Here is a 24,076-nt window from a genome sequence, read left to right on the forward strand (position 1 = left end):
ATACCTGAAAAAACACCCGGACAATGAACTTGGCGCCCAACGGACTTGCCGTTTTTTGCGGGTGCAAACATAACACCCTTTTTCAATACCGCAATGGATTTTTTAATCTTTTTTTTAAATGTTTTTTTTAACCGGCGCAATAGATTGGTTGCCAGTGGTTTTTGCTTAAAAAACACTAAAACCAACCCGAACACTATTCTATTTTTCATTGCAGGGGGAATCTGTAAGATACAAAAAACCGACGAATATTCAAGCCTTAACATTTAAAATATTTAACCTAGCCCAAATTGCGTTAGGGATCGAAGTGGATAGCCCACAGCGAGGTACGAGCGAGGACTTGTAACGGAAAGCCCGCCCCGTGCGGGAACGCCAAAAAGAAAATTATACCTATTTATATATTGTATGTGTTTGTTTATACTATTATCTTTGCAGCCGAATTTCAATTTATAAAATGATACATATTACTTTACCGGATGGGAGTGTTAAAACGTTTGACAACGGCGTTACACCAATGGATGTTGCAAAAAGCATTAGCGAGGGGTTTGCCAGAAATGTAATTTCGGCAAATTATAATGGTACAACTGTGGAAACCGTAACTCCTTTGAACACCGACGGTAAATTGATATTATATACATGGCAGGACGATGCAGGCAAAACGGCTTTTTGGCACAGTTCTGCTCACGTTTTGGCACAGGCAATTGAAGAGTTGTATCCTGGTGCGAAACTTACTATTGGCCCAGCTATTGAAAATGGTTTTTATTATGATGTAGATTTTGGGGAACATTCTGTTTCTGAAAAGGATTTTAAGACGATTGAAAACAAAATGCTGGAAATTGCAAGAGGAAAGCATGACTTTAAAATGCGCTCAGCAAGTAAAGCTGAAGCTTTGTCCCTCTATAAAGACAATCCTTTTAAAACCGAATTGATTGAAAATTTAGAGGATGGCAGCATTACATTTTGCGACCATGCAACTTTTACAGACTTATGTCGAGGGGGGCACATTCCCAATACAGGCATAATAAAGGCAGTTAAAATACTTAGTGTAGCTGGAGCTTATTGGCGTGGTGATGAAAATAAATCTCAACTTACTCGTGTTTACGGCATATCGTTCCCAAAGCAAAAAGAACTTACTGAATATTTAGAATTACTGGAGGAGGCGAAAAAACGCGACCACAGAAAACTAGGTAAAGAATTGGAGCTTTTTACGTTTTCTCAAAAAGTAGGTCAAGGTTTACCTCTTTGGTTGCCTAAAGGCGCAGCCTTAAGGGAGCGTTTGGAAAACTTTTTAAAAGCAGCCCAGAAGAAAGCAGGATATGAAATGGTGGTCACACCGCATATTGGGCAAAAAGAACTTTATGTTACATCTGGTCATTATGCCAAATACGGTGAAGATAGTTTCCAACCAATTCATACGCCTAAAGAGGACGAAGAGTTTTTGCTGAAGCCAATGAACTGCCCACACCATTGCGAAATATATAAAAACAGCCAATGGAGCTATAAAGATTTACCAAAGCGTTTTGCTGAATTTGGCACCGTTTACAGATATGAACAAAGTGGAGAATTACACGGCTTAACCAGAGTTAGAGGTTTTACCCAGGATGATGCCCATTTATTTTGCACACCAGAACAGTTGGACAAAGAGTTTAAAGATGTTATTGATTTGGTTCTATACGTTTTTGGCTCGCTTGGTTTTGAAAACTTTACCGCACAAGTTTCCTTAAGGGATCCCGAGAATCCCGACAAATATATTGGCGACGTGAGCAATTGGGAAAAAGCCGAGCAAGCCATTATTAATGCTGCCAACGACAAAGGTTTGGATTATGTTATTGAAACTGGTGAAGCGGCATTTTATGGCCCTAAATTGGATTTTATGGTTAAAGACGCTTTGGGCAGACGTTGGCAATTGGGAACAATTCAAGTAGATTATAATTTACCCGAACGCTTTGACCTTACCTATAAAGGAAGTGATAATGAGTTACATAGACCTGTAATGATTCACCGTGCCCCTTTTGGAAGCATGGAGCGTTTTGTTGCATTGCTGTTGGAACATACTGGAGGCAACTTCCCGTTATGGTTAATGCCGACCCAAGCTATTATCCTGTCAATTAGCGAGAAATATGAAAAATACTCACAAAAAGTTTTAAATTTGCTAGAAAATGACGAAATTCGCGCCCTTGTTGACCACAGAAATGAGACTATAGGGAAGAAAATTCGGGAAGCCGAAATGCAAAAATATCCTTATATGATTATTATTGGTGAGCAGGAAGAGCAAGAAGACAAAATCACTGTGCGTAAACATGGTGGAGCAGATTTAGGCATGATTTCAATTGAAGAATTCAGCCAAAGAATTAACGATGACATTAGAAAAACATTGAAATCGTTTTAGAAAATAAATAATAATTAAGTTTAACTTAAAACAATAACGCCATAGCAATTAGAAGAAGACAAGACCCTAGAAGGGTTTCACAAGAGGATAAGCACAAGATTAACTCTAAAATTACGGCACAAAAACTGCGTCTTGTAGGAGACAATGTTGAAGTTGGTATTTATACCAAAGGAGACGCTATGAGAATAGCCAACGAGTTGGAATTAGATTTAGTAGAGATTTCTCCAAATGCAGATCCTCCTGTTTGTAAAGTTATGGATTATAAAAAGTTTCTTTATGAGCAAAAGAAACGCGAGAAAGCTTTAAAGGCAAAAGCCAGTAAAGTAACTATCAAAGAAATTCGTTTTGGACCTCAAACAGATGACCATGATTACGAATTTAAAAAGAAACATGCAGAAAAGTTCTTAAAAGAAGGTGCCAAGTTAAAAGCCTTTGTATTCTTTAAAGGGCGTTCCATCATTTTCAAAGAACAAGGGCAAATCTTGTTGTTAAGATTGGCACAAGATCTTGAAGAATTTGGAAAAGTTGAGCAGATGCCTCAATTAGAAGGTAAACGAATGACCATGTTTATTGCTCCGAAAAAATAAAATTATAAGATGCTGAAAGTAAGTTCAGCATAACAACAATAATTAAGCGATAATTAATAAACTAGGAGAAGAAAATGCCTAAAATGAAAACGAAATCTAGTGCCAAAAAACGTTTCAAGTTAACTGGTACTGGTAAGATTAAAAGAAAGCACGCTTTTAAAAGCCACATCTTGACAAAGAAGTCTAAAAAGCGAAAACTTTCTTTGACTCATGACACCTTAGTGGATAAGTCAGATGAGGACAATGTTAAAACCATGTTACGTTTAAAGTAACAACGTTTTAACCGGTTAAAACAATTTATAAACCCTGGAGTTAGGCTCAATTAAAGCGTCAATTTTGGCCGCCTACTACAAAAAACAATTAAAATTATGCCAAGATCAGTAAATTCTGTAGCGAAAAGAGCCAGAAGAAAAAAGGTTCTTAAACAAGCAAAAGGTTACTTTGGACGTCGTAAAAACGTTTGGACTGTAGCCAAAAATGCGGTTGACAAAGCGATGCAATACTCGTACAGAGACCGCAGAAACAAAAAGAGAACATTCCGTGCCTTATGGATTACGCGTATTAACGCAGGAGCCAGAGAACATGGGTTATCTTATTCTCAATTCATGGGAAAACTAAAAGCTAATGACATTGAACTAAACCGTAAGGTTTTAGCAGATTTAGCGATGAACAACCCTGAGGCCTTTAAAGCCGTAATAGAGAAAGTAAAATAAGGCGTATCGCCTATTGTATAACATATTATTCGCTTAATAAAGAATCCGATTCGAAAGAGTCGGATTTTTTTATACCCCAAAACAAGTAACAATCAATTTTCTTGAACCTCCATAATCTCTATGCTCACATAAATAAATGCCTTGCCAAATACCTAAATTAAGCTCACCATTTGTGATTGGGATTTGCACCGAAGCACCAAGCAATGAGCTTTTAATGTGAGCGGGCATATCGTCCGAGCCTTCATAGGTGTGTTTGTAATAGGGAGCATTTTCGGGAACCATTTTATTAAAATGGCTTTCAAAATCGGTTCTAACTGTATAATCGGCATTTTCATTTATTGTTAAACTGGCTGAAGTATGCTTGATAAAAACCTGCATTTGCCCTACTTTAATTTGATTAAATTCAGGAATAGCCCCAATAATCTCATCTGTAATGAGATGAAATCCTCTTGAAAAGGACTTTAACTTAATTTCTTTTTGAAAAAATAACATTCTAATTTTTATTCAAAAATAATCAAAGTTATTTTTTAACTCCATTACGCAACCATTTTCAATCTGCATCATCTAGTACATAAATGCAAATACTACTATGAAACATCGTTTAATTAAAATAATTCTTTGTTTTTTCTTGCTAACCAATTGTTCCATAGATAATGGCACAAGCAGTACTAGTGGAACAATAACCATAGTTTTTTGGCATTTAACAAATATAAGCGGTGGTCTGGCAGGTGTTGATGACCAATTTGATTTAGATACTGTTATTTGGTCATTTAATGAAGTGAACGGTACTCTAACCATTGAAAACGGCAACACAGACAACACTAAACAAGATGGTTTATCTTCCGGAACCTATTCCTTTTCAGTTTCCTATTTTAACGAAAACTATTTTCTTTACATTGATGGAGCTGAATTTGGTGCTTATTCATTTTCTGATACAGAATTAGTAATTGACCAAAATATAACCACAAGCGGCTCTGCAGCTGATGGGTTTATCTATACGTTCAAAAAAGTAACAGAACAAGAAGAAATTTAAGTTTTTTGCTTTTTCTTTCTCGCCGCAGGAAACAGAACATTATTCAAAATTAATCGATATCCTGGAGAGGTGGGATGTAAATCAAGTTCTGTTTTAGAATCCCCTACACGATGTTGATAGTCCTCTGGATCGTGCCCACCATAGAATGTGAAGAAGCCTTTTCCTTTAATACTGTGAATGTATTTTGCCTCACCATTTGCTTTTGTCTCACCCATTATCAAAACATTTGATTTTATTTCATCTCTGGTAAATGATGTTGTTTGCCCCATAAACCCCTTAACCAACGCCGTATGGTTTTGGCACAACATAGTTGGAACAGGATCCCATTTTGCTGAAAATTCCATAAGTGAAAAATAATCTGCTGTCCTGGGAATCATTCTTTTTCTAGTCGTATCAATAGAAGAAAACTCATAAACCATGGGGCTACGTTCCAAAATAAAATTGGTAAAAGCGAAGGTTTTATTGTAATTAATCTTGTTTTGATAGGCAGGATCGCTGCCATCGCCATCAAACATAGGCTCACAAATATCTACATTTTCCGCTGAGAGGGCAATATCAAAGCTGTCGGTTGCACTACACATGGCAAACATAAAACCACCTCCAATCACATAATCACGAATTTTAATTGCAACAGCCAATTTTTCTTCAGAAACCTTACTGTAACCAAGTTTTTGCGCCAATTCTTCTGCTTCCTTCTTCTCTTGGATATACCAAGAAGCTGCCCTATATTGCGCATAAAATTTACCAAACTGTCCCGTAAAATCCTCATGGTGCAAATGCAACCAATCAAAAACCAAAAGTCCGTCGTTTAACACTTCTTCGTCGTAAATAGTTTCATAAGGTATTTCGGCGTATTGCAAAACCATTGTTACCGCATCATCCCACGGTAATTTTCCACTAGGCGTGTATACAGCTATCTTTGGTGCTTTTTCCAAAACAACGGCCTCCATATTTTGACTTGGACTGCTTATTTCTTGAAGGATATATTCTGCTTTATCATTTGAGATCACTTCAAAAGAGACACCTCTAATTTGGCATTCACGTTGAATAGCTTCAGTATCTGGGAGCAAGAATGAGCCTCCTCGGTAATTTAGAAGCCATTTTACCTTGAGTTGTTTACTTAGTGTCCAATAGGTTATTCCGTAAGCTTTCAGGTGGTTCTTTTGGCTCTCTGCATCCATTGGCAACAGAATGTAGGACGCAAAGGATCTAAATCCTAACAAAGCAAATAGAAATATGATCAGTATTCTTTTCAATTGAGGCTAATTTAAAGAGTTTCTTGTCTGTTCTTTTATTAAAGAGGGACAAAGAAAACTTAATTCAGCGAAAGATACTCAAAAAATAATTTAACAGAATATGGTTTAACAGGAGTTTAATTTTTTAAAAAGGTACGTCATTATCATCTTCGTCATTAAATGAGCTTCCAAAAGCTTGGTCTGGACTAGCCTTAAAATCATCTGATTTGAACGTATCATCGTTTGCAGCAGCATTCATTTTAGAATGGAATTCAAAAGGTGAATCAAAATCATCCAAATTATCAAACTTACCTAAATGCCCAATAAATTTCAAACGAATATTATCCAACCCTCCGTTACGGTGCTTAGCAACGATAAACTCAGCTTGACCCTCAGTTGGTGAGCGTTCTTCGTCATCCCACTCATCAATTTTATAGTATTCTGGTCTGTAAATAAAGCTCACAATATCGGCATCTTGTTCAATAGCACCAGATTCACGCAAATCAGATAACAATGGACGTTTACTACCACCGCGAGTTTCTACCGCACGCGATAACTGGGAAAGCGCAATTACAGGAACATTAAGCTCCTTGGCCAATGCTTTTAAGTTTCTTGAAATCATAGAAATTTCTTGCTCACGATTTCCTCCATGGCTACTGCCACCGGTCATCAATTGCAAGTAATCAATCATAATTAACTTAATACCATGTTGCGACGACAAACGACGCGCTTTTGCTCTTAAATCGAAAATGGAAAGTGACGGCGTATCATCTATAAACAAAGGTGCCCGTTCAAGACCTTTAACTTTTACATTAAGCTGTTCCCATTCATGCTTTTCAAGTTTTCCTGTCCTTAATTTTTCAGAAGACAACCCTGTTTCACTTGAAATCAAACGGGTAATTAATTGTACCGAAGCCATCTCCAAAGAAAAGAAAGCTACCGGTATATTTTGATCTACGGCTATATTTCGTGCCATTGAAAGCGTCAAAGCAGTTTTACCCATACCGGGACGTGCCGCAACAATAATTAAATCGGATGGTTGCCAACCTGAAGTTAATTTATCCAGTTTGTTAAATCCTGTTGGAATACCACTAAGTCCTTCTTTATTTGAGATTTCCTCAATTTTCTTTTTGGCCTGAATTACTAAATCCTGTGCAGTTTCGCTAGACTTTTTTATGTTTCCTTGGGTAACTTCATAGAGCTTTGCCTCTGCTTTGTCTAACAAATCGAAAACATCCTTGGTTTCGTCGTACGAGTCTTCAATTATTTCATTTGAAATTTTAATCAAACTTCGTTGAATAAATTTTTGAAGAATGATGCGGGCATGAAATTCTATATGCGCTGAAGAAGATACTTTTTGTGTAAGCGAAATAAGGTAAAAATCGCCTCCAACAAGTTCTAATTTGGCATTCTTTTTCAACTGCGCCGAAACGGTTAACAAATCTACGGGCTCACTATTTTCAAATAATTGGAAAATTGCCTCAAATATATGCTGATGTGCTTCTTTATAGAAAGCATCTGGGCTTAAAATGTCAATTACTTCATCAACACCTTTCTTATCAATCATCATAGCTCCCAACACAACCTCTTCTAAATCAAGAGCTTGTGGCGGAATCTTTCCTTTTTCTAGACTAATTAGGGTACTTTTATCGACTTTATATCCTTGGAGCTGGTTGGGTTGTTTCATAACTACGAAAGTAAATAAAAAGAAACGTTTTTGGAGATTTCTCGTGGTTTTGATTGTTCACAAACAGTTAACAAATTAACTGTTAATAACTTAAAAATATTGTGAATAGGCATAAAAAAACCGAAGCCTAAAACTTCGGATTTATCAATTGCTATGATTTTCAAAAAATTAGTCTTTAAAAACGCCCATATTCGCATATTTTTCCATGCGTTGGCCTACTAAATCTTTTGGTGATAAGTTTTTAAGTTCCTCATAATTTTTCACAATGGCATCGCTCACTAACTTAAAAGTCTTTTCCCTATCCCTGTGTGCCCCACCAAGCGGCTCTCTTATAATTCCGTCAACCAATTTAAGCTTTTTCATATCAGCTGCGGTTAATTTTAAAGCTTCCGCTGCCTGTTCCTTATATTCCCAACTACGCCATAAAATTGATGAGCAAGACTCTGGGGAAATTACAGAATACCAAGTGTTTTCCAGCATTAAAACCCGATCACCAACACCAATTCCTAAAGCACCACCGGAAGCACCTTCACCTATAACTATAGTAATAATCGGCACTTTCAACTTTGTCATTTCCAGAATATTTCTAGCAATAGCTTCTCCTTGGCCCCTTTCTTCGGCCTCTAAACCTGGATATGCACCTGGAGTGTCAAGGAGGGTTACGATTGGAATCCCGAACTTTTCAGCTGACTTCATCAATCGAAGCGCTTTTCTATACCCTTCAGGATTTGCCATACCGAAATTTCTATATTGTCTGGTCTTAGTGTTATAGCCTTTTTGCTGCCCTATAAACATAAAACTTTGGTCGCCTATTTTACCTAAACCTCCAATCATGGCTTTATCGTCTTTAAAACTTCTGTCGCCGTGCAATTCCAAAAAAGTGCCTCCACAAATGGCCCGAATATGGTCCATTGTATAAGGCCTATCTGGGTGTCTTGATAACTGAACACGCTGCCATGCCGTTAAATTCTTGTAGATATCCTTTTGTGCCGTTGCTAATTTTTTTTCTATCTGTTTGCAAGTTTCTGTAACATCAACTTCACTTTCTTCTCCAATAATTTTACACTTTTGAAGCTGCTCTTCAAGTTCTTTTATGGGAAGTTCAAATTCTAAATATTCCATAAGAATTTTGTTTTGGCTTTTAAAATTAGTTAGTTCACAAAATTACATATTTTATTTTGTTTTGAAATTAGAAACAATCCTAAATAAAGAATTTATTGCAACACAGTTTCTGAAATAGAAACAATAAATATCATATCCTTTATAAACGATTGGCTTTAAACCTTGCTCTGTTTTTCAAGTATGCATTTAACAATACTACACTTAAAATTATAGCTGCTCCATAATAGAATGTTGTGCTCATTCTTTCTTTTTCTGGGAACAATAAAACAGCCAAAATTATACCGTAAAGTGGCTCTAAATTATAGGTTAGAACAACCGTGTAGGGACTAATAACCTTCATAACGTAAACCGATGCAATAAATGCATAAGCCGTACAAACCGAAGCTAAAATGAATAAATATGTGAAATCTGACCAAGAAAGATTAAAATAATTGCTTGAGAACCCATCACCAAAACACAAAATGTAAAGCGAAATGAACCCAACACCACTCAAAAATTCGTAGAATGAAATTACAGTTGCCGAATGTCTTTTTGAAAAGCTTCCGTTTAAAACGGCAAACAACGATGAAAAAAATGCAGATGAAACCCCTAAAATGATACCGGTTAAATACTGAATTTCACCTTGGGTTATTATAAAAACACCCATTATAATAAGAATGCCAAATAGGATTTCGTACCAGACAATGCGCCGTTTATAAATCATGGGTTCAATTATTGAAGCAAAAAAAGCACCTGTTGAAAACATGGCAAGCGTTATGGAAACATTAGATTCATCTATAGCTCCAAAAAAAGTAATCCAATGCAACGCTATAATGACGCCGGCAATTGCAAACCTTAAAATTGATTTTGGGCTAATCTTCAATTTAACTTTGATGACCTTTATGAAAATAAACATCAATATGGCCGCAATAACCATTCTGTACCAGACCAAAGACACCGCTTTAATGGTTATCAATTCGCCCAAAATTGCCGTAAAGCCAGCTATAAAAACTAAAAAATGAAGGTGTAGATAATTTTTAAACTTAACGCTTGGCATTATACAAGAGATAAGCCGCTAAAATACCAAAAATGAAGTTAGGAAACCACACCGCAACTATAGGGGAAAAATCAGATTGCTCTGCCATAACACCAAAAATCTTGTCGAAAAAAACGAAAACCATGGCGATACAAATTCCAACGGCCAGATTTACCCCCATCCCACCTCTTCTTTTTATTGAAGAAACAGCAACTGCAATAATTGTTAGAATGAAAACCGAAACAGGCAAACTCCATTTTCTGTACAAAACCAACTTAAACCGACCAACATTTGAAGAACCACGGGCTTCTTCCTTGGCAATAAATTGCTTTAAATCTCCGTACATTTTGGTTTCTGCTGCGTAAATAACCGGGATTAAATCATCTACATCAAATTCAAATAGGGTGTCTTTTTGTCGAATAATTTCCAGTTCATCTTCATTGGCGCCAACATTCCTTTTTACGTAGTTTGTTAGCCTGTACAAAGTATCTTCCTCAATATATTTTATGCTGCTTGCTGATATTTTATACTCGAGTTTGTTTCCATCAAAATGCTCTAAGGTGAAGTTGCTACCAGTATTATTTTTTACATCGAACCTGCTGACGTAAATAATTTCATTGTCGTTAATTTGCCTGAACACATCTGTATTTTCAATGGCACTCCTTCCGCTCTTAAAGTACTTGTATGTAAAATCATTGAAACCCTCACTGGCCTTCGGCGCCAAATACAGGCCCAAAACAATAGCCAAAACACCCACTATTGAAGCCCCTATCAAATATGGTCTTAAAAACCGAGTAAAAGATACACCTGAGCTTAAGAATGCAATAACCTCAGTATTGTTGGCTAATTTTGAAGTGAACCAAATAACTGATAAAAACAAAAACAATGGAAACAATAAATGTGCAAAGTATATTGTGAAATCCAAAAAATAGAGGAGCACTTCATTAATTGGCACTTCATTTTCAAGGATTTTACCAATTTTTTCCGCAAGATGTACTGTAATCCCAATAGGAACAAAAAGCAGTAACATCATAAAAAATGTAAACAAATAGCGCTTTAGTATATACCAATCTAAAATTTTCACTATAACCTATTGCTCATTTGTTTTACCATTTTTTCTTTCCACGGTCTGAAATCTCCAGCTAATATATGTTTTCTTGCCTCGCGAACCAACCACAAATAAAATCCTAAATTGTGTATGGTGGCTATTTGTGCACCTAAGCGTTCATTTACCGTAAATAAATGACGTAAATATGCTTTGGAATAATCAGTATCAACAAAAGTAATGCCCATTTCATCTACCGGTGAAAAATCTTTTGCCCACTTTAAATTTTTAATATTCATAGTACCATTTGCCGTAAACAACATGCCGTTTCTGGCATTTCTAGTTGGCATAACGCAATCAAACATATCTACTCCTAACGCAATATTTTCTAAAATATTGATTGGTGTACCCACACCCATTAAATATCTGGGCTTATCTTCGGGTAAAATAGAACATACCACATCGGTCATGGCGTACATTTCTTCTGCAGGTTCCCCAACTGACAAACCACCTATAGCATTGCCAACTGCTCCAGAATTTGCAATATATTCAGCCGATTGAATGCGTAAATCTTTGTAGGTACTGCCCTGAACAATTGGGAAAAAAGCCTGATTGTAATCGTATTTCAATGGTGTTTTTTCTAAGTGATTGATGCACCTATCCAACCACCGGTGCGTCATGTGCATGGAACGCTTGGCATAATTATAATCGCAAGGGTAAGGTGTACACTCATCGAAAGCCATGATGATATCCGCTCCTATGGAACGCTGAATTTCCATTACATTTTCTGGAGTGAATACATGGTAGCTTCCATCTATATGCGATTTAAATTTAACACCTTCTTCCTTAATTTTTCTGTTTGCCGAAAGTGAATATACTTGATAGCCGCCAGAATCTGTTAAAATATTTCTATCCCAATTCATGAATTTATGCAGCCCCCCAGCCTTTTCAATAATATCGGTTTGTGGACGTAAATACAAGTGATAAGTATTCCCTAAAATGATATCAGGATTTATATCGTTTTTTAGTTCTCGCTGATGGACTCCCTTAACCGAAGCTACAGTACCAACCGGCATAAAAATGGGCGTTTCAATAGCCCCATGGTCTGTGATTATTGTTCCCGCTCTGGCTTTACTTTGGGCGTCTTTTGCGTGTAATTCAAATTTCATATCTCATACAACTTGGAGGGCAAAGATAAATAACTGAAAAATGATAGCTACTGTAATGAAAAGAAAATAATAAACGTTTGGCAACGTTTTTGATATTATAATCCAAATCTTAAAATGAACATTATGAGAAATTCAAAAAACTTAAATGGCAATGGAAAATCTAAAGTTGCCTTGGTTAAAAATTTATTCTTTTTTTTGGTGCTGGTTGCCTTAATTCCAGCCACGATTTCCGCACAAACAGCTCAGGGCATTGGCTTTAAAGGTGGTTTAAATTACAATGCCAATGGCGATTATTTTGAATCTATAAGCGCAAATTCCAAAAACCCAGACCGTAACGTTGGTTATCATTTGGGGCTTTTCGGAAAAATTGGAAAAGATCTCTATTTGAGGCCAGAATTGGTTTATACAAGCACTAAAAGCGATTATGACAACGACACTTTTAAAATGCAAAAATTAGATGCTCCCGTACTTGTTGGCGCTAAGATTTTGGGACCATTAAGTTTTTTTGGAGGACCTGCCTTTCAATACATATTAGATACAGAGTTTGATGGTATTGCCATTCATAATGTAAAAAATGATTTTACAGTAGGCTTAAATTTTGGTATTGGATTGAACTTCAACAAATTGGGCATTGACTTGAGGTATGAGCGGGGCTTTAATGACAATGAAGCCACTTTCATAAACAGTAATTTAAACGTCAATGACAGATTGGATACTCGGCCAGATCAATTAATTTTGAGCCTGTCGATTATCCTATAATTTAGACAGAAACAAAAAACCTCGCAGATGCGAGGTTTTTTGTTTTGTTAAACTGTTCTTTTCTTATTTTGAAGAAGTTTCCTCAGGATCTAAATAATTGGGAATACCATTTTTACCAATATCGTTGGTTGGGTCGCCGTCACCATTTATATCCTCATCTATAGTTGGCACACCATCTCCATCATCGTCATCGTCTAAATAATTTGGCAGGCCATCTCCATCTGTATCGTCATCAGCGGTGGTAAAATCATCTGAAAGTAATTCTCCATTTTTATTTAAATCTTCTAAATATGAAGGAACACCATCTTCATCATGGTCGTTTACACTTGATTGAAGTACTTCAAACTTAAAAATTAATGGAGAATATGCCGGTATACCCGTTCTGGAATTATAGAAATATGACAAGCCTGACGGCAAAAACATGACGCCTAAACCAGAATTGTAATAATTGATTGTACCATCGTTGTTAATTGCATAGCTCTCAGCAGTGTTAAAATTTGGGATAACTTTTCTCCAACCAGAGATAACATTCGTTAAATCCAACGGACTATTATCCGGAATAAATTTAAAATCGAAAACTGAGCCATCTCTCAAAGATCCTTCATACAAAATCTGAACTGTATCTGCAAAAGTTGGAGAATTAGAACCACCTCCTATATTTATTTCTAATACAAAGTACTCATAATCTGTATCCGCATAAACTGTCTTTTTCGAATCACCAACAGCATCCATCAACAACGTGTGCCCATCAGGAACAACTTCACCATCCCCAAGTTTTGTAATTACTATATCTTGAATACCAGCATCTAAACCAATATTTGCCAAATCCTCAGAATTATAGTAATGGCTCCCTAAGTATATAGCTAAAGAATCCATATCTGCATCTTGCTGTTCATCACGATCCCTTATCTCAATTTCAACAACATCAAAACCACCATCATCATTCTTTTTGCAGCTTATAAAGCCAAGAGTCAAACCGATAAAAAGGAGACAAAATTTATTTATTTTCATTTTTAAGCAATTAATTTTCAAACCGTAGATTTTGCTGAAATGTGTTTCAAAATTCCAAAACACCTTTTCATTTTAGGAATCTTTATTATTCCTTATTTTTGAGGTCGCAAGATACAATTTAAAAACAATCTTGCGCAAAAACATTAACGTAGTTTTATTAATAATTGTATGCGAATAGACAAGTATTTATGGTGCACTAGATATTACAAAACCAGAAATATTGCCACAATGGCTTGTAAAAAAGGGCAGGTTAAAGTAAATGGTGATGTTGTAAAGCCCAGCCGTGAGGTTTACCCGAAAGATGTTATTGAATTACGAAAAGACCAAATTAATTATAAACTAACAATAAATGATATTCCCGAAAGCAGAGTTGGGGCCAAACTTGTTGATATTTATAGAACAGATAAAACACCAAAAGAACAATTTGAAGCTAGAGAACTTTTAAAATATTCAAAGGATTATTACCGAAAGAAAGGTACTGGCAGGCCTACCAAAAAAGATAGACGCGATATTGATGATTATACTGAGGAAAATTGGTAAATTTAGAACTTAATTTTTAGACAAAACATATGACCGTAAGTAACAACGTTATTCTAAATCATACAGAAATTAATAATAAAATTAGACGGATTGCTTTTCAAATATACGAGACCAACGTAAATGAAAAAGAAGTAATACTTGCTGGCATTGACAAAAACGGCTTCGTATTTGCACAAAAATTGAAAACAGTGCTTCAAAAAATATCAGATATAAACCCAATACTTTGTAAGGTGAGCATCGACAAAAAGAATCCTTGGCATGATGTAAAAACTTCAATACCGGAAGAAGACTACAAAAATCAATCTGTGGTATTAGTTGATGATGTATTGAGTTCTGGAACTACGTTGATTTATGGAGTGAAGCATTTCTTAAACGTGCCTTTAAAGCAATTCAAAACAGCTGTTTTGGTGAATAGAAATCACAAAAAATATCCGGTAAAAGCCGATTTTAAAGGCATTTCTTTATCGACTTCCTTACACGAACATGTAGATGTAATACTAGAAGGAAAAGATTATAAAGCCATTTTAAAATAGCTTTAAGATAATGTCTTCCACAACTTCATCTTTTGATTTGTTATCAATATTTATGTGTATTTGAGCCCTGTTATAAAACTGTATGCGCTCAAATAAATGTTTCCCAATGAACTCGGTCATTTCTTCTTCAGTCTCAATATGGGCAATTAGAGGACGAGTTGCCTTCTTTAACATCAACTTATCAACCAACGTTTTTAAAGATGCTTTAAGGTATATGCTTTTAACATGCTCGGTATCCAATATCAAATTCATATTACCACTGTAGCAAGGTGTGCCTCCACCAACTGCCAATATGATATTTGCATTGGAATTTAGCAACTTCTTTAAATATAAAGCCTCTTGTTTTCTAAAATAGACTTCACCTTTTCTCTTAAAAACTTCACTCACCGTTCCATTTTCCTTTTCTTCAATAAAATGGTCTAAATCAACAAAACGATAATCCAATTTGTTGGCCAACATTTCCCCTATGGTAGACTTGCCAGAAGCCATGTACCCGATTAGTATAATGATCATTTAATTGTTAGGAATTGATTATTAAAAACATACCCATTTACTGGGGCAAAAAAACGAAAATTTATTCAAAAAAAGCCTTGTTTAATTAAAAATAGGTTTTATATTTGCACCCGCTAACGAGAGTACGGTAGCACAATTAATGACCTGGTAGCTCAGTTGGTAGAGCATCTCCCTTTTAAGGAGAGGGTCCTGGGTTCGAGCCCCAGCCCGGTCACAAAAAAGTTAAGCAAAATTGCTTAACTTTTTTTATTTTAGAGCATAATTTAAAGCGCACGTGGCGGAATTGGTAGACGCGCTGGCTTGAGGGGCCAGTATCCGTTTAGGATGTGGAAGTTCGAATCTTCTCGTGCGCACTTTACCTCAATCATTTCTACTTCTTTTTGTGAGAAAACTTTCTGAATAAAGAACCTCAAAAATCTTTATTCTCTAAATTCTATTGATTTTCCGAGAATTATATTTACTTTTGTTTAACTTAAAGTCAATATTGATGAACAATATTAAGGTTAATTTTAGTATTAAAGATTTAGAAAATCTTACCGGCATTAAAGCCCATACCATTCGCATTTGGGAAAAGCGTTACAATCTTCTTGAGCCCAACAGAACAGACACAAACATTAGAAGCTACAATTTAAATAGCTTTCAGAAGCTATTGAACATATCATATCTAAACAATAACGGGCTGAAAATTTCTAAAATTGCTGATTTAAAAGAAGATGAAATTCCCATTAAGGTTAGAGAAATTGCCTCTAGAGCCAAAGTTGAAGACCACGCCATTAACGCACTGAAAATGGCCATGATAAATTTCGACCAAGTTTTGTTCTACAGTACATACAATAATCTTTTAGAGAATAAAACATTTAGTGAAATTTTCTATTCGGTTTTTCTTCCTTTGCTTAATGAAATTGGCCTCTTATGGCAAACGGGTACAATTACACCGGCCCATGAGCACTTTCTGTCTGTTCATATCAAACAAAAAATTCTTCTAAATATAGAGCGACTTCAAATTTTAGAGCCTAGGCCAGCCTCCAAGACATTCGTTTTGTTTTTACCCGAAAATGAAATACACGATATAGGCCTATTGTTCATTAATTACCAGTTGCGTAGTAGGGGCTATCATACTATTTTCTTGGGAGAAAGTGTACCTATGCAAAGTTTAACCGATTTACATGACTTTTTTAACGACATCACCTTCATATCCTACTTTACGGTTTATCCTGAAACAAATGACGTCCAAGATTATATTGATGAGTTTAGTGAATTACTACTCAAAAAGGACAATACCAACTTTTTTGTTTTAGGCAAAAAGCTTGCTGATATTAACTTTACCGATGTCCCAAAAAACGTCCAAATGTTTAATTCCATTGAAAATCTGGTAAAAACGATTTGATTGTTTTATTTTGTTTGACTTTTTATTATATTTGTTAAACATTATGAAAACAACAGTCAATATAATCGGATCAGGTTTTTCTTCTTTGGCAGCTTCGTGCTATTTGGCCCAAGCAGGTTTCAACGTTACCATTTTTGAAAAAAACAAAACCATAGGAGGGCGTGCAAGACAACTAAAAAAAGAAGGTTTTACTTTTGACATAGGACCCACATGGTATTGGATGCCTGATGTATTTGAACGTTTTTTTTCTGACTTTGGAAAAAAACCTTCTGATTATTACACCCTTGAAAAGCTTAATCCGGCTTATAGTGTTTACTTCGGGAAAAATGATTACATAATCATTGAAGACACCTTAGATAAGATTGAAAGAGCCTTTGAAAGGGAAGAGCAGGGTAGTTCTAAAAAACTGAGAAAATTCATCAATGAAGCCAAAAGTAATTACAATATTGCCATAAAAGACTTGGTCTACAACCCTGGTGTTTCACCTTTGGAGCTGATAACACCGACCACAATAAAGAAAATAAATCAATTTTTTAGTACCATCAAACAGGATGTTCGCAAGGCATTCAAAAACGAAAGGTTGATTCAAATACTAGAATTCCCAGTATTATTTCTTGGTGCAAAACCAAGCGACACGCCTTCCTTTTACAGCTTTATGAACTATGCCGATTTCGGTTTGGGAACCTTCCACCCCGTGAAAGGTATGTACCAAGTCATATTAGCTCTGGAAAAATTGGCCAAAGAACTTGGAGTAACTATTAAAACAGAAGCCGATATTGAAAAAATTATTGTTGAAAATGGTGAAGCAAAAGGGTTAGTTTCAAATGGTAAAATGTTTTTAGCCGATATCATCGTCAGCGGTGCCGATTACCACCATACAGAAAGTCTTCTTGAGAAACCCTACAGGCAGTATTCAGAAAGTTATTGGACAAAAAAAACCTTTGCACCTAGCTCATTGCTATTTTATGTTGGTTTTGATAATAAACTGATAAATGTAAATCACCACACCTTATTTTTCGATGTGGATTTTGATGTACATGCTGAAGCCATCTACGACGACCCTAAATGGCCTAAAAACCCCTTATTTTATGGTAGTTTCCCAAGTATTACGGATAATAGTTCAGCACCAAATGGCAAGGAAGCTGGAATTTTTCTTATCCCACTTGCTCCTGGCTTAGAGGACACCAATGAATTGAGGGAAAAGTATTTTGAAAAAATTATAACACGTTTTGAAGACCTAACATCTCAAAATGTAAGAGACCATATCATTTTTAAAGAAAGCTTTTGCATCAACGACTTTATTAAAGATTACAACTCTTACCGCGGTAATGCTTACGGAATGGCCAACACGCTAATGCAAACGGCCTTTTTACGTCCGAAGTTGAAAAGCAAAAAAGTTGAAAATTTATTTTTCACTGGGCAATTAACGGTACCTGGCCCAGGCGTACCACCATCTTTAATTTCAGGAAAATTAGTAGCCGATTTAGTAATTAAACATCATCCCATTTTAGTATGAAGGCATTATTCGACACAGTATCATACAACAGCAGCAAGTTGGTGACCAAAACATACAGCACGTCCTTTACATTGGCCACAAAAATGCTTTATAAATCCATCAGAAATGACATTTACAACATTTATGGCTTTGTGCGTTTCGCCGATGAAATTGTGGACTCATTTCACGATTACGACAAAGAATTCCTTTTCAACAGGTTTTCAGATGATTTAGAGTTAGCCCTAAAAAATAAAATAAGCCTCAACCCCATTTTGAATGCTTTTCAGTATACTTTTCACCAATACAACATCGATAAATCTTTGGTTGATGCATTTATGGCCAGCATGCGATTGGATTTACATAAAACAAAATACCTAAATGAAAAAGAGTTTAAGGCGTATATATACGGTTCAGCTGATGTTGTGGGGCTTATGTGCTTAAAAGTGTTTGTAAAAGGAGATATAAAAAAATATTATGAACTCAAAGAAACGGCCATGGCTTTGGGTTCCGCTTTTCAAAAAGTGAATTTCCTTCGCGATTTAAAAGCTGATTTTGAAGGATTGGACCGAACATATTTTCCCAATACTGATTTGAAAAACTTAGATGAATCTTCAAAACAAGACATTATAAATGATATTGAAGCTGATTTTGAAAAAGGTTTGAGCGGTATAAAAAAACTACCCATTGAAGCCAAGTTTGGAGTTTTTATGGCATACAGATATTATAGGCAGCTATTGAAAAAACTCAAAAAAACACCGGCTCTAAAGATTAAAGATTCCAGAATACGTGTTTCAAACCCAAAAAAAGTAGAGCTTTTAATGCGCAGTTATGTAAAATATCAATTAAATTTAATGTAAATTATTAGCATGCATACTTTATTCTGGATATTTATATTTTTAGGCACCTATTGCTTTATGGAGTTTATGGCTTGGTTTACACATAAATACATCATGCATGGTTTTCTGTGGAATTTGCATAAAGACCACCACCATAAAGATCACAATAGTTGGTTTGAGCGAAACGATGCCTTTTTTATCTTTTATGCTGTGGTAAGCATTGGCTTTTTTCTACTTTGGAAATACACCTCTTTTTGGGCAGGTCTTCCTATTGGGTTGGGCATTTTCGCCTATGGTGTTTCTTATTTTATTGTGCACGATATTTTTATCCACCAACGTTTTAAAATGTTCAGAAATGCGAATAATTGGTACGCTAAGGGTGTACGGCGTGCCCATAAAATTCACCACAAACACTTAGGCAAAGAAGACGGCGAGTGCTTTGGAATGCTTTTCGTTCCCTTTAAATATTTTAAACATTAATTTTAATGGCTCCTAACCCCCATTTCGATTATATCATTATTGGAAATGGATTGGCAGGTTTGCAATTGGCTCTTAAAATGAGTGAAGACCAGTTTTTCAATGACAAACAAATTGCCTTAATTGACCTATCCGAAAAAAAAGAAAATGATAAAACATGGAGCTTTTGGGAAACAGAGCCCTCTCAATGGAATCACTTGGTTTACAAATCTTGGGAAAAAGCTGCTGTAATCACCTCCAAAAAAGAGTTTTCTTTAGAACTTTATCCGTATAACTACAAAACTGTTCGTGCGATTGATTTTTATTCCCACGCAAAAACCCGATTAAAAAAATACGAAAACTTTCATTTTTTTATTGACATAGTTGAACATTTAGAAGAAGAAAAAACGTTTGTTGTGTTAAAAACACAAAATAACACCTATTCTGCCTCACATGTTTTTGATAGTCGTATTCCTGAAGAGTTTTCTTTTAAATCAAATGCCCACATTTCAATAAGCCAGCATTTCAAGGGTTGGATCATACAAACAAAAAATGATTTTTTTGATGACACGGCATTCACCATGATGGATTATAGGTTGAAAGATAAAAACCAAACCACATTTACTTATTTCTTGCCATTTTCAAAAACTGAAGCTTTAGTGGAATTTACCTATTTTACTGAACAAATTGTACCAGATGAAACTTATGATTCATTCATAAAAACTTACATTAGTGAGTATTTAAAAATTGAAAACTATTCCGTTATTGAAACTGAAGTTGGCAATATTCCCATGACGAGTTTTCCTTTTGAAAAGTCAAACTCAAAAAACATTACAAAAATTGGCACCGCAGGAGGATGGGTAAAAGGTTCTACAGGGTATTCATTTAAACACACCGAAAAGAAAGTGGCCAAAATTGTTGAAAATTTGAAACATAACAGGCTACCTTCTAAAGACTTATTTAAAAAGCGTTTTAAATTTTACGACAAAGTTTTTCTAAAAGTTTTAAGGGACGAAAACCATAAAGGCGAATGGCTATTTCAACAGTTTTATCAAAAGAATTTTATTCAAAGTATATTTCGATTTTTGGATGAAGAATCCACTTTTATGGAAGAACTTAAAATTATGCAGTCCCTTTTCTCGTGGAGTTTTATAAAGGCATTTTTTAAAACACTCTAAATGTATTAAGGCAAAACCTCCAAATAGAAAATCCCGCCTAAATAAGCTAATAAAAATCAGCGTTTACCTTGTTACAGTTCCGGACAAGCTTGGCACGGGACCAGTCCCCATATCAATGGCACTGTGGTCTGTTGCGCTTGCATGGACCATATGGGCTAAAGGTTTTAATGTAAATGGCGCGGGACTATTGTCTGGGTCTGGCTCTACCGAAATAACTACGGTTGCTCCTCTTAAATCGGTTGGAAAAGACAAGCCGCTTGGTGCGTTTTGCAAATAATCCTATCCCGGAAAAGGAGGACCATCACCCATATTTCCTTTAAACGGAGTGGTTGTAGCCTTATCGTCAAAATCGGCAACATTAGTGAATGTACCTGAGCTAACAGGAACACCATCAATTATGGCCCAACCTTCGTATTTCCATCCTGCCATTAAAACTGGTGAATCTAAGCCAACAGCAGGCGAGCCACTTGAAAGGTCTAAAAACCAAACGCCGCTAAATTCGTTGTTATTATCCCCATCTGTAGGTGTTGCCAAAATATAATTTCCAGAGGATGTGGCAAAATCGCAACAATTCCATTTGAGTTTATATTGGCTGAATTTCCTGAAAAATCACCAGCCAAAATTTTAGTGTTTGCCGGTGCAGGGTCAGTGTCGTTTGCAGGCTCTATGGATAAAACAAAAGTAGTGGTATTTGCAAGCTGGCTAGCATCAACGTTAAACGACTTCGGAAAGGTAACCTACGAAAACGTTCCTATTGAAACCGGTATCCCATTTACAATTATCCAACCCTCATAAACGTAATCGGCACCCAATTCCTCAAGTCCATTGAGGTTTAAAGTTATACGCGCTGTGGTTTGTCCTTCATCCTCATTACTGCAGGACGAAACCAATATCCCTATGGCGAATATTGAAGCTAAAAATTTCTTGATCATAGTATTTTGCTTTTAAAGTTTTAAGTACTTCAAAATTATACCATGATATTTTTAAAAAATGTTAGCTGCCTAACATTAAGCACTGTTTTTATGTATTCTTATTTCCTTTCTTTTAAATTTTATGATGTTTTCCGCCTTAAGTTCGTTTAAAAGAACGTTCAGTGTCGATCGTGAAGTACCAATTAAACTGGCAATATCTTTTTGGGTGTATGGGTGGTGAATAACTTTATCTCCAGTTTTTTGACAATCATAGCCATAATCTGTACACAACTCATCAAGAAATTCCAAAAGGCGTGTTTTGGCATCCTTGAACAGTAGCAACTGCAAGCGTCTTTCAAGTTTCCTTAGCCTAAAACCAATGACCTTGTAAATTTTAAAGCTAAATGTTTTGTTGTTTTGCATCAAATCGTGCATAGTTTCAACACCCACCGGACAGATACTGGTATTGTTATCTATAGATTGTGCAAACTCTTCTCGTTTTGTTTCACCCAAAATAGCAGTTTCACCAAAAAGTTCACCACGTATTAGTATGGCTTTTACTACCTCATCGCCAGCCTCGCTGTAATAACCTATTTTTACCTTTCCCTTTTCTATAAGATATACTTTGTTGGCAGCATCTTCTTGAAAGTAGATATAGTCTTTCTTTTTATAAGCATCAAAATCGTGATTAGATTTGTAGGCTTTGAATTTATGCGGACAAAGGATTTTAAAAAGGTTTACATCATCAAAAAACCAAAGCGATTTCATAATGTTATACAGTTTTAGTTTGAACTATTACTGTCGTTAATTATGGCTTAAACTAACAATAACCCATAAAAAAACCTCCAATAAAAAGGAGGCTTTTGCTATTCTTTTGACTTTATGTAATCTGACTATTCTTCTTCGTCGGCAGGACTCTTTGTTCCTTCGTCCAATGTATTCAGCATATCGTGTTGTTGCAGCAAATTGTACCATTGCAAGACCTTCTTAATATCACTGGCATATACTCTATCCTCATCGTATTCCGGCAACACTTCAAAAAAGTATTCTTCCAACTTATCTTTACTGTCCTTAGGTTTTACACTGGTTGGTTGCCCATTTTCTTTTTCCTTAATTTTTCCTAAAACTTGCCTAAGGGGTACTTCTTCCGTTAAGGTGTAAATAGCAATTTCACTTAAAACACTAACATTGTTTTGAACACTTACAGATATACGCTTGCCATCAATTAGTGATTCAGCAACAAATCCGCCACGTGTTTGTGTTATTAACTTAAATAAACCTGGTTTCCCTGAAATTGAAATTACTCGATCTAAACTCATAAATTATTTTTTTAAAAAGCGGCAAATATCACCTGTTTCATGGTGTTCTGCAAATATTATCGTTTCTTTTTTTGGGCTGGAAAACGCATTCTGTAGTCCACGTTAATTTTTCCTTTTGAGATATTGCTGAGCCTTCCCTTTATCAAACGCTTTTTAAAACTTGAAAGCTTATCCGTAAACAAAATTCCTTCAATATGGTCATATTCATGCTGAACTACCCGAGCTATTAAACCAGTAAACGTTTCTTTTTGCTGATTAAAATTTTCATCAAGATATTCAATAGTAACAATCGGTTTTCTAAAAACATCCTCTCTAACATCCGGAATACTCAAACAGCCTTCGTTAAACGCCCACTCGTACCCTTCTTCTTCAACTATTTTAGCGTTTATAAAAACCCTTTTAAAATCCTTTAAAGCTTCCTGGACTTCTTTGCTTAAATCTTCATCTTCCGAAAAAGGTGCAGTATCAACCAAAAACAACCTGATTGGCAAACCTATTTGCGGTGCAGCCAAACCAACACCAAGGGCATTGTACATGGTTTCGAACATGTTTTCAATAAGTTCATCTAGGTTTGGGTAATCATTGTGAATATCTTCACCGACCTTTTTTAAAACAGGGTCTCCGTAGGCTACTATGGGTAAAATCATTGTTTATTTCTTAGAAATGCAAAAATACAACTCTTATTATTTATGAATCGTATTTAACAAAAATTTATTCTATCGGAATTGAATTGCTATTTAGCGTACAAGTAGCTTTGCAATATTAGGGTTGCACTAATCTCATCAACAAGCGCCTTGTTTTTGCGTTGGTTCTTTTTCAGCCCGCTATCAATCATGGTCTGAAATGCCATTTTTGATGTAAAACGTTCATCAACCCGCTTTGTTGGAATGTTTGGAAATTCCCTTTCCAACTTTAAAATAAAAGATTTTATGTAAGGCTCACTTTCTGAAGCTGTATTGTCCATTTGTTTTGGCTCCCCAATCAAAAACAACTCAACAACTTCCTTTCCTATATATTCCTTTAAAAAGCCTAAAAGTTCATCGGTGTTAACCGTTGTTAAACCTGATGCTATTATTTGCAATTCATCTGTTACAGCTATACCTGTTCTTTTTGTACCAAAATCTAATGCTAAAATGCGGGCCATAT

The 24,076-nt window shown here is 35.6% G+C and carries 30 protein-coding genes and 2 tRNA genes; 15 read left to right on the forward strand and 17 right to left on the reverse strand.

Translation table 11 applies throughout. The features are described from left to right. Positions 1–209 (reverse strand): hypothetical protein (locus tag ACB104_RS09050; RefSeq protein ID WP_370478084.1); only part of this gene is annotated, 209 nt, incomplete at its 3' end. Between the two features lie 242 nt (positions 210–451). On the opposite strand from ACB104_RS09050, the gene thrS reads away from it, so the two are divergent. The 4 genes from thrS (at position 452) to rplT (ending at position 3,686) form a co-directional block, all read left to right on the forward strand. Then, a complete protein-coding gene (gene thrS / locus ACB104_RS09055; protein WP_370478085.1) occupies positions 452–2,386 on the forward strand; it encodes a threonine--tRNA ligase in 1,935 nt (644 codons plus the stop codon). Between the two features lie 47 nt (positions 2,387–2,433). Beyond that, positions 2,434–2,973 carry a translation initiation factor IF-3 gene (gene infC, locus ACB104_RS09060; protein WP_370479076.1) on the forward strand — a complete coding sequence of 180 codons (540 nt, stop codon included), beginning with the start codon at positions 2,434–2,436 and terminating at the stop codon, positions 2,971–2,973. Between the two features lie 74 nt (positions 2,974–3,047). Beyond that, a complete protein-coding gene (gene rpmI, locus ACB104_RS09065; RefSeq protein ID WP_370478086.1) occupies positions 3,048–3,245 on the forward strand; it encodes a 50S ribosomal protein L35 in 198 nt (65 codons plus the stop codon). 96 nt (positions 3,246–3,341) lie between these two features. Next, on the forward strand, positions 3,342–3,686 hold the full coding sequence (gene rplT / locus ACB104_RS09070) for a 50S ribosomal protein L20 (RefSeq protein ID WP_109308747.1): 345 nt from the start codon (positions 3,342–3,344) through the stop codon (positions 3,684–3,686). A gap of 69 nt (positions 3,687–3,755) precedes the next feature. On the opposite strand, the gene ACB104_RS09075 is transcribed toward rplT, so the two are convergent. Next, positions 3,756–4,178 carry a secondary thiamine-phosphate synthase enzyme YjbQ gene (locus ACB104_RS09075; RefSeq protein WP_370478088.1) on the reverse strand — a complete coding sequence of 141 codons (423 nt, stop codon included), beginning with the start codon at positions 4,176–4,178 and terminating at the stop codon, positions 3,756–3,758. A 97-nt stretch (positions 4,179–4,275) separates the two neighbouring features. Here ACB104_RS09075 and ACB104_RS09080 point away from each other — a divergent pair, with 97 nt between their 5' ends. Further along, entirely contained in the window at positions 4,276–4,719 is a 444-nt protein-coding gene (locus ACB104_RS09080) for a hypothetical protein (RefSeq protein ID WP_370478090.1), read from the forward strand. Here the strand turns inward: ACB104_RS09080 and ACB104_RS09085 are convergent. The 6 genes from ACB104_RS09085 to tgt all read right to left on the reverse strand — a co-directional run bounded on the left by ACB104_RS09085 (position 4,716) and on the right by tgt (position 11,992). Next, a complete protein-coding gene (locus ACB104_RS09085) occupies positions 4,716–5,900 on the reverse strand; it encodes an asparagine synthetase B (protein WP_370478092.1) in 1,185 nt (394 codons plus the stop codon). The genes ACB104_RS09080 and ACB104_RS09085 overlap by 4 nt on opposite strands. Before the next feature lie 199 nt (positions 5,901–6,099). Beyond that, positions 6,100–7,641, reverse strand: coding sequence for a replicative DNA helicase (gene dnaB, locus ACB104_RS09090; protein WP_370478093.1), 1,542 nt, complete (start codon positions 7,639–7,641; stop codon positions 6,100–6,102). A gap of 168 nt (positions 7,642–7,809) precedes the next feature. Further along, complete coding sequence (locus ACB104_RS09095; RefSeq protein WP_370478095.1) at positions 7,810–8,763, reverse strand: acetyl-CoA carboxylase carboxyltransferase subunit alpha; 954 nt, start codon at positions 8,761–8,763, stop codon at positions 7,810–7,812. 139 nt (positions 8,764–8,902) lie between these two features. After that, a complete protein-coding gene (locus ACB104_RS09100; protein WP_370478097.1) occupies positions 8,903–9,799 on the reverse strand; it encodes a DMT family transporter in 897 nt (298 codons plus the stop codon). Further along, positions 9,786–10,862: an LptF/LptG family permease gene (locus ACB104_RS09105; protein WP_370478098.1), complete on the reverse strand. Its 1,077-nt coding sequence runs from the start codon at positions 10,860–10,862 to the stop codon at positions 9,786–9,788. The genes ACB104_RS09100 and ACB104_RS09105 overlap by 14 nt, the downstream gene beginning before the upstream one ends. After that, positions 10,862–11,992: a tRNA guanosine(34) transglycosylase Tgt gene (gene tgt / locus ACB104_RS09110; RefSeq protein ID WP_370478100.1), complete on the reverse strand. Its 1,131-nt coding sequence runs from the start codon at positions 11,990–11,992 to the stop codon at positions 10,862–10,864. Before tgt ends, ACB104_RS09105 begins: the two co-directional genes overlap by 1 nt. Positions 11,993–12,163: 171 nt before the next feature. Here tgt and ACB104_RS09115 point away from each other — a divergent pair, with 171 nt between their 5' ends. Then, the gene (locus ACB104_RS09115; RefSeq protein ID WP_440871015.1) at positions 12,164–12,751 is read left to right on the forward strand and encodes an outer membrane beta-barrel protein; all 588 of its coding nucleotides are present in this window, start codon (positions 12,164–12,166) and stop codon (positions 12,749–12,751) included. 63 nt (positions 12,752–12,814) lie between these two features. Here ACB104_RS09115 and ACB104_RS09120 read toward each other — a convergent pair whose 3' ends face one another. Next, positions 12,815–13,762, reverse strand: coding sequence for an FKBP-type peptidyl-prolyl cis-trans isomerase (locus tag ACB104_RS09120; RefSeq protein WP_370478104.1), 948 nt, complete (start codon positions 13,760–13,762; stop codon positions 12,815–12,817). A gap of 168 nt (positions 13,763–13,930) precedes the next feature. Between ACB104_RS09120 and ACB104_RS09125 the strand changes: the two genes are divergently transcribed. Both ACB104_RS09125 and ACB104_RS09130 read left to right on the forward strand, forming a co-directional pair. Next, positions 13,931–14,302: an RNA-binding S4 domain-containing protein gene (locus tag ACB104_RS09125; RefSeq protein ID WP_370478106.1), complete on the forward strand. Its 372-nt coding sequence runs from the start codon at positions 13,931–13,933 to the stop codon at positions 14,300–14,302. A gap of 29 nt (positions 14,303–14,331) precedes the next feature. Then, entirely contained in the window at positions 14,332–14,835 is a 504-nt protein-coding gene (locus tag ACB104_RS09130; protein ID WP_370478107.1) for a phosphoribosyltransferase domain-containing protein, read from the forward strand. On the opposite strand, the gene ACB104_RS09135 is transcribed toward ACB104_RS09130, so the two are convergent. Continuing rightward, on the reverse strand, positions 14,827–15,348 hold the full coding sequence (locus tag ACB104_RS09135) for a shikimate kinase (RefSeq protein ID WP_370478109.1): 522 nt from the start codon (positions 15,346–15,348) through the stop codon (positions 14,827–14,829). The two genes, ACB104_RS09130 and ACB104_RS09135, sit on opposite strands and share 9 nt — an antisense overlap. 141 nt (positions 15,349–15,489) lie before the next feature. Between ACB104_RS09135 and ACB104_RS09140 the strand changes: the two genes are divergently transcribed. From ACB104_RS09140 to ACB104_RS09170, 7 genes are all read left to right on the forward strand, one after another. Beyond that, positions 15,490–15,562: transfer RNA gene (locus ACB104_RS09140), tRNA-Lys, on the forward strand. A 54-nt stretch (positions 15,563–15,616) separates the two neighbouring features. Next, positions 15,617–15,701, forward strand: a tRNA-Leu gene (locus ACB104_RS09145). A gap of 134 nt (positions 15,702–15,835) precedes the next feature. Further along, entirely contained in the window at positions 15,836–16,735 is a 900-nt protein-coding gene (locus ACB104_RS09150; protein ID WP_370478110.1) for a MerR family transcriptional regulator, read from the forward strand. Between the two features lie 43 nt (positions 16,736–16,778). Then, positions 16,779–18,251 carry a bifunctional phytoene desaturase/3,4-desaturase gene (gene crtID, locus ACB104_RS09155; protein ID WP_370478112.1) on the forward strand — a complete coding sequence of 491 codons (1,473 nt, stop codon included), beginning with the start codon at positions 16,779–16,781 and terminating at the stop codon, positions 18,249–18,251. Beyond that, a complete protein-coding gene (locus tag ACB104_RS09160) occupies positions 18,248–19,087 on the forward strand; it encodes a phytoene/squalene synthase family protein (RefSeq protein WP_370478114.1) in 840 nt (279 codons plus the stop codon). The genes crtID and ACB104_RS09160 overlap by 4 nt, the downstream gene beginning before the upstream one ends. A gap of 9 nt (positions 19,088–19,096) precedes the next feature. Continuing rightward, the gene (locus tag ACB104_RS09165; protein ID WP_370478115.1) at positions 19,097–19,546 is read left to right on the forward strand and encodes a sterol desaturase family protein; all 450 of its coding nucleotides are present in this window, start codon (positions 19,097–19,099) and stop codon (positions 19,544–19,546) included. A 5-nt stretch (positions 19,547–19,551) separates the two neighbouring features. Continuing rightward, positions 19,552–20,700: a lycopene cyclase family protein gene (locus ACB104_RS09170; protein ID WP_370478116.1), complete on the forward strand. Its 1,149-nt coding sequence runs from the start codon at positions 19,552–19,554 to the stop codon at positions 20,698–20,700. A 63-nt stretch (positions 20,701–20,763) separates the two neighbouring features. Here ACB104_RS09170 and ACB104_RS09175 read toward each other — a convergent pair whose 3' ends face one another. From ACB104_RS09175 to ruvX, 7 genes are all read right to left on the reverse strand, one after another. Beyond that, a complete protein-coding gene (locus ACB104_RS09175; RefSeq protein WP_370478117.1) occupies positions 20,764–20,952 on the reverse strand; it encodes a hypothetical protein in 189 nt (62 codons plus the stop codon). Between the two features lie 27 nt (positions 20,953–20,979). Then, entirely contained in the window at positions 20,980–21,234 is a 255-nt protein-coding gene (locus tag ACB104_RS09180) for a hypothetical protein (protein WP_370478119.1), read from the reverse strand. Between the two features lie 203 nt (positions 21,235–21,437). Then, positions 21,438–21,632, reverse strand: coding sequence for an anti-sigma factor (locus tag ACB104_RS09185; protein WP_370478120.1), 195 nt, complete (start codon positions 21,630–21,632; stop codon positions 21,438–21,440). 75 nt (positions 21,633–21,707) lie between these two features. After that, a complete protein-coding gene (locus ACB104_RS09190) occupies positions 21,708–22,379 on the reverse strand; it encodes a Crp/Fnr family transcriptional regulator (RefSeq protein WP_370478122.1) in 672 nt (223 codons plus the stop codon). 125 nt (positions 22,380–22,504) lie between these two features. Beyond that, positions 22,505–22,930, reverse strand: coding sequence for a DUF5606 family protein (locus tag ACB104_RS09195; protein ID WP_370478124.1), 426 nt, complete (start codon positions 22,928–22,930; stop codon positions 22,505–22,507). 56 nt (positions 22,931–22,986) lie between these two features. Next, positions 22,987–23,577: a peptide deformylase gene (gene def, locus ACB104_RS09200; RefSeq protein ID WP_370478125.1), complete on the reverse strand. Its 591-nt coding sequence runs from the start codon at positions 23,575–23,577 to the stop codon at positions 22,987–22,989. 86 nt (positions 23,578–23,663) lie between these two features. Further along, positions 23,664–24,074: a Holliday junction resolvase RuvX gene (gene ruvX / locus ACB104_RS09205; RefSeq protein WP_370478126.1), complete on the reverse strand. Its 411-nt coding sequence runs from the start codon at positions 24,072–24,074 to the stop codon at positions 23,664–23,666. Positions 24,075–24,076 lie beyond the last annotated feature (2 nt).

The sequence above is a fragment of the Tamlana flava genome (assembly GCF_041287255.1).
GTDB classification, from domain to species: Bacteria; Bacteroidota; Bacteroidia; order Flavobacteriales; family Flavobacteriaceae; genus Tamlana; species Tamlana flava.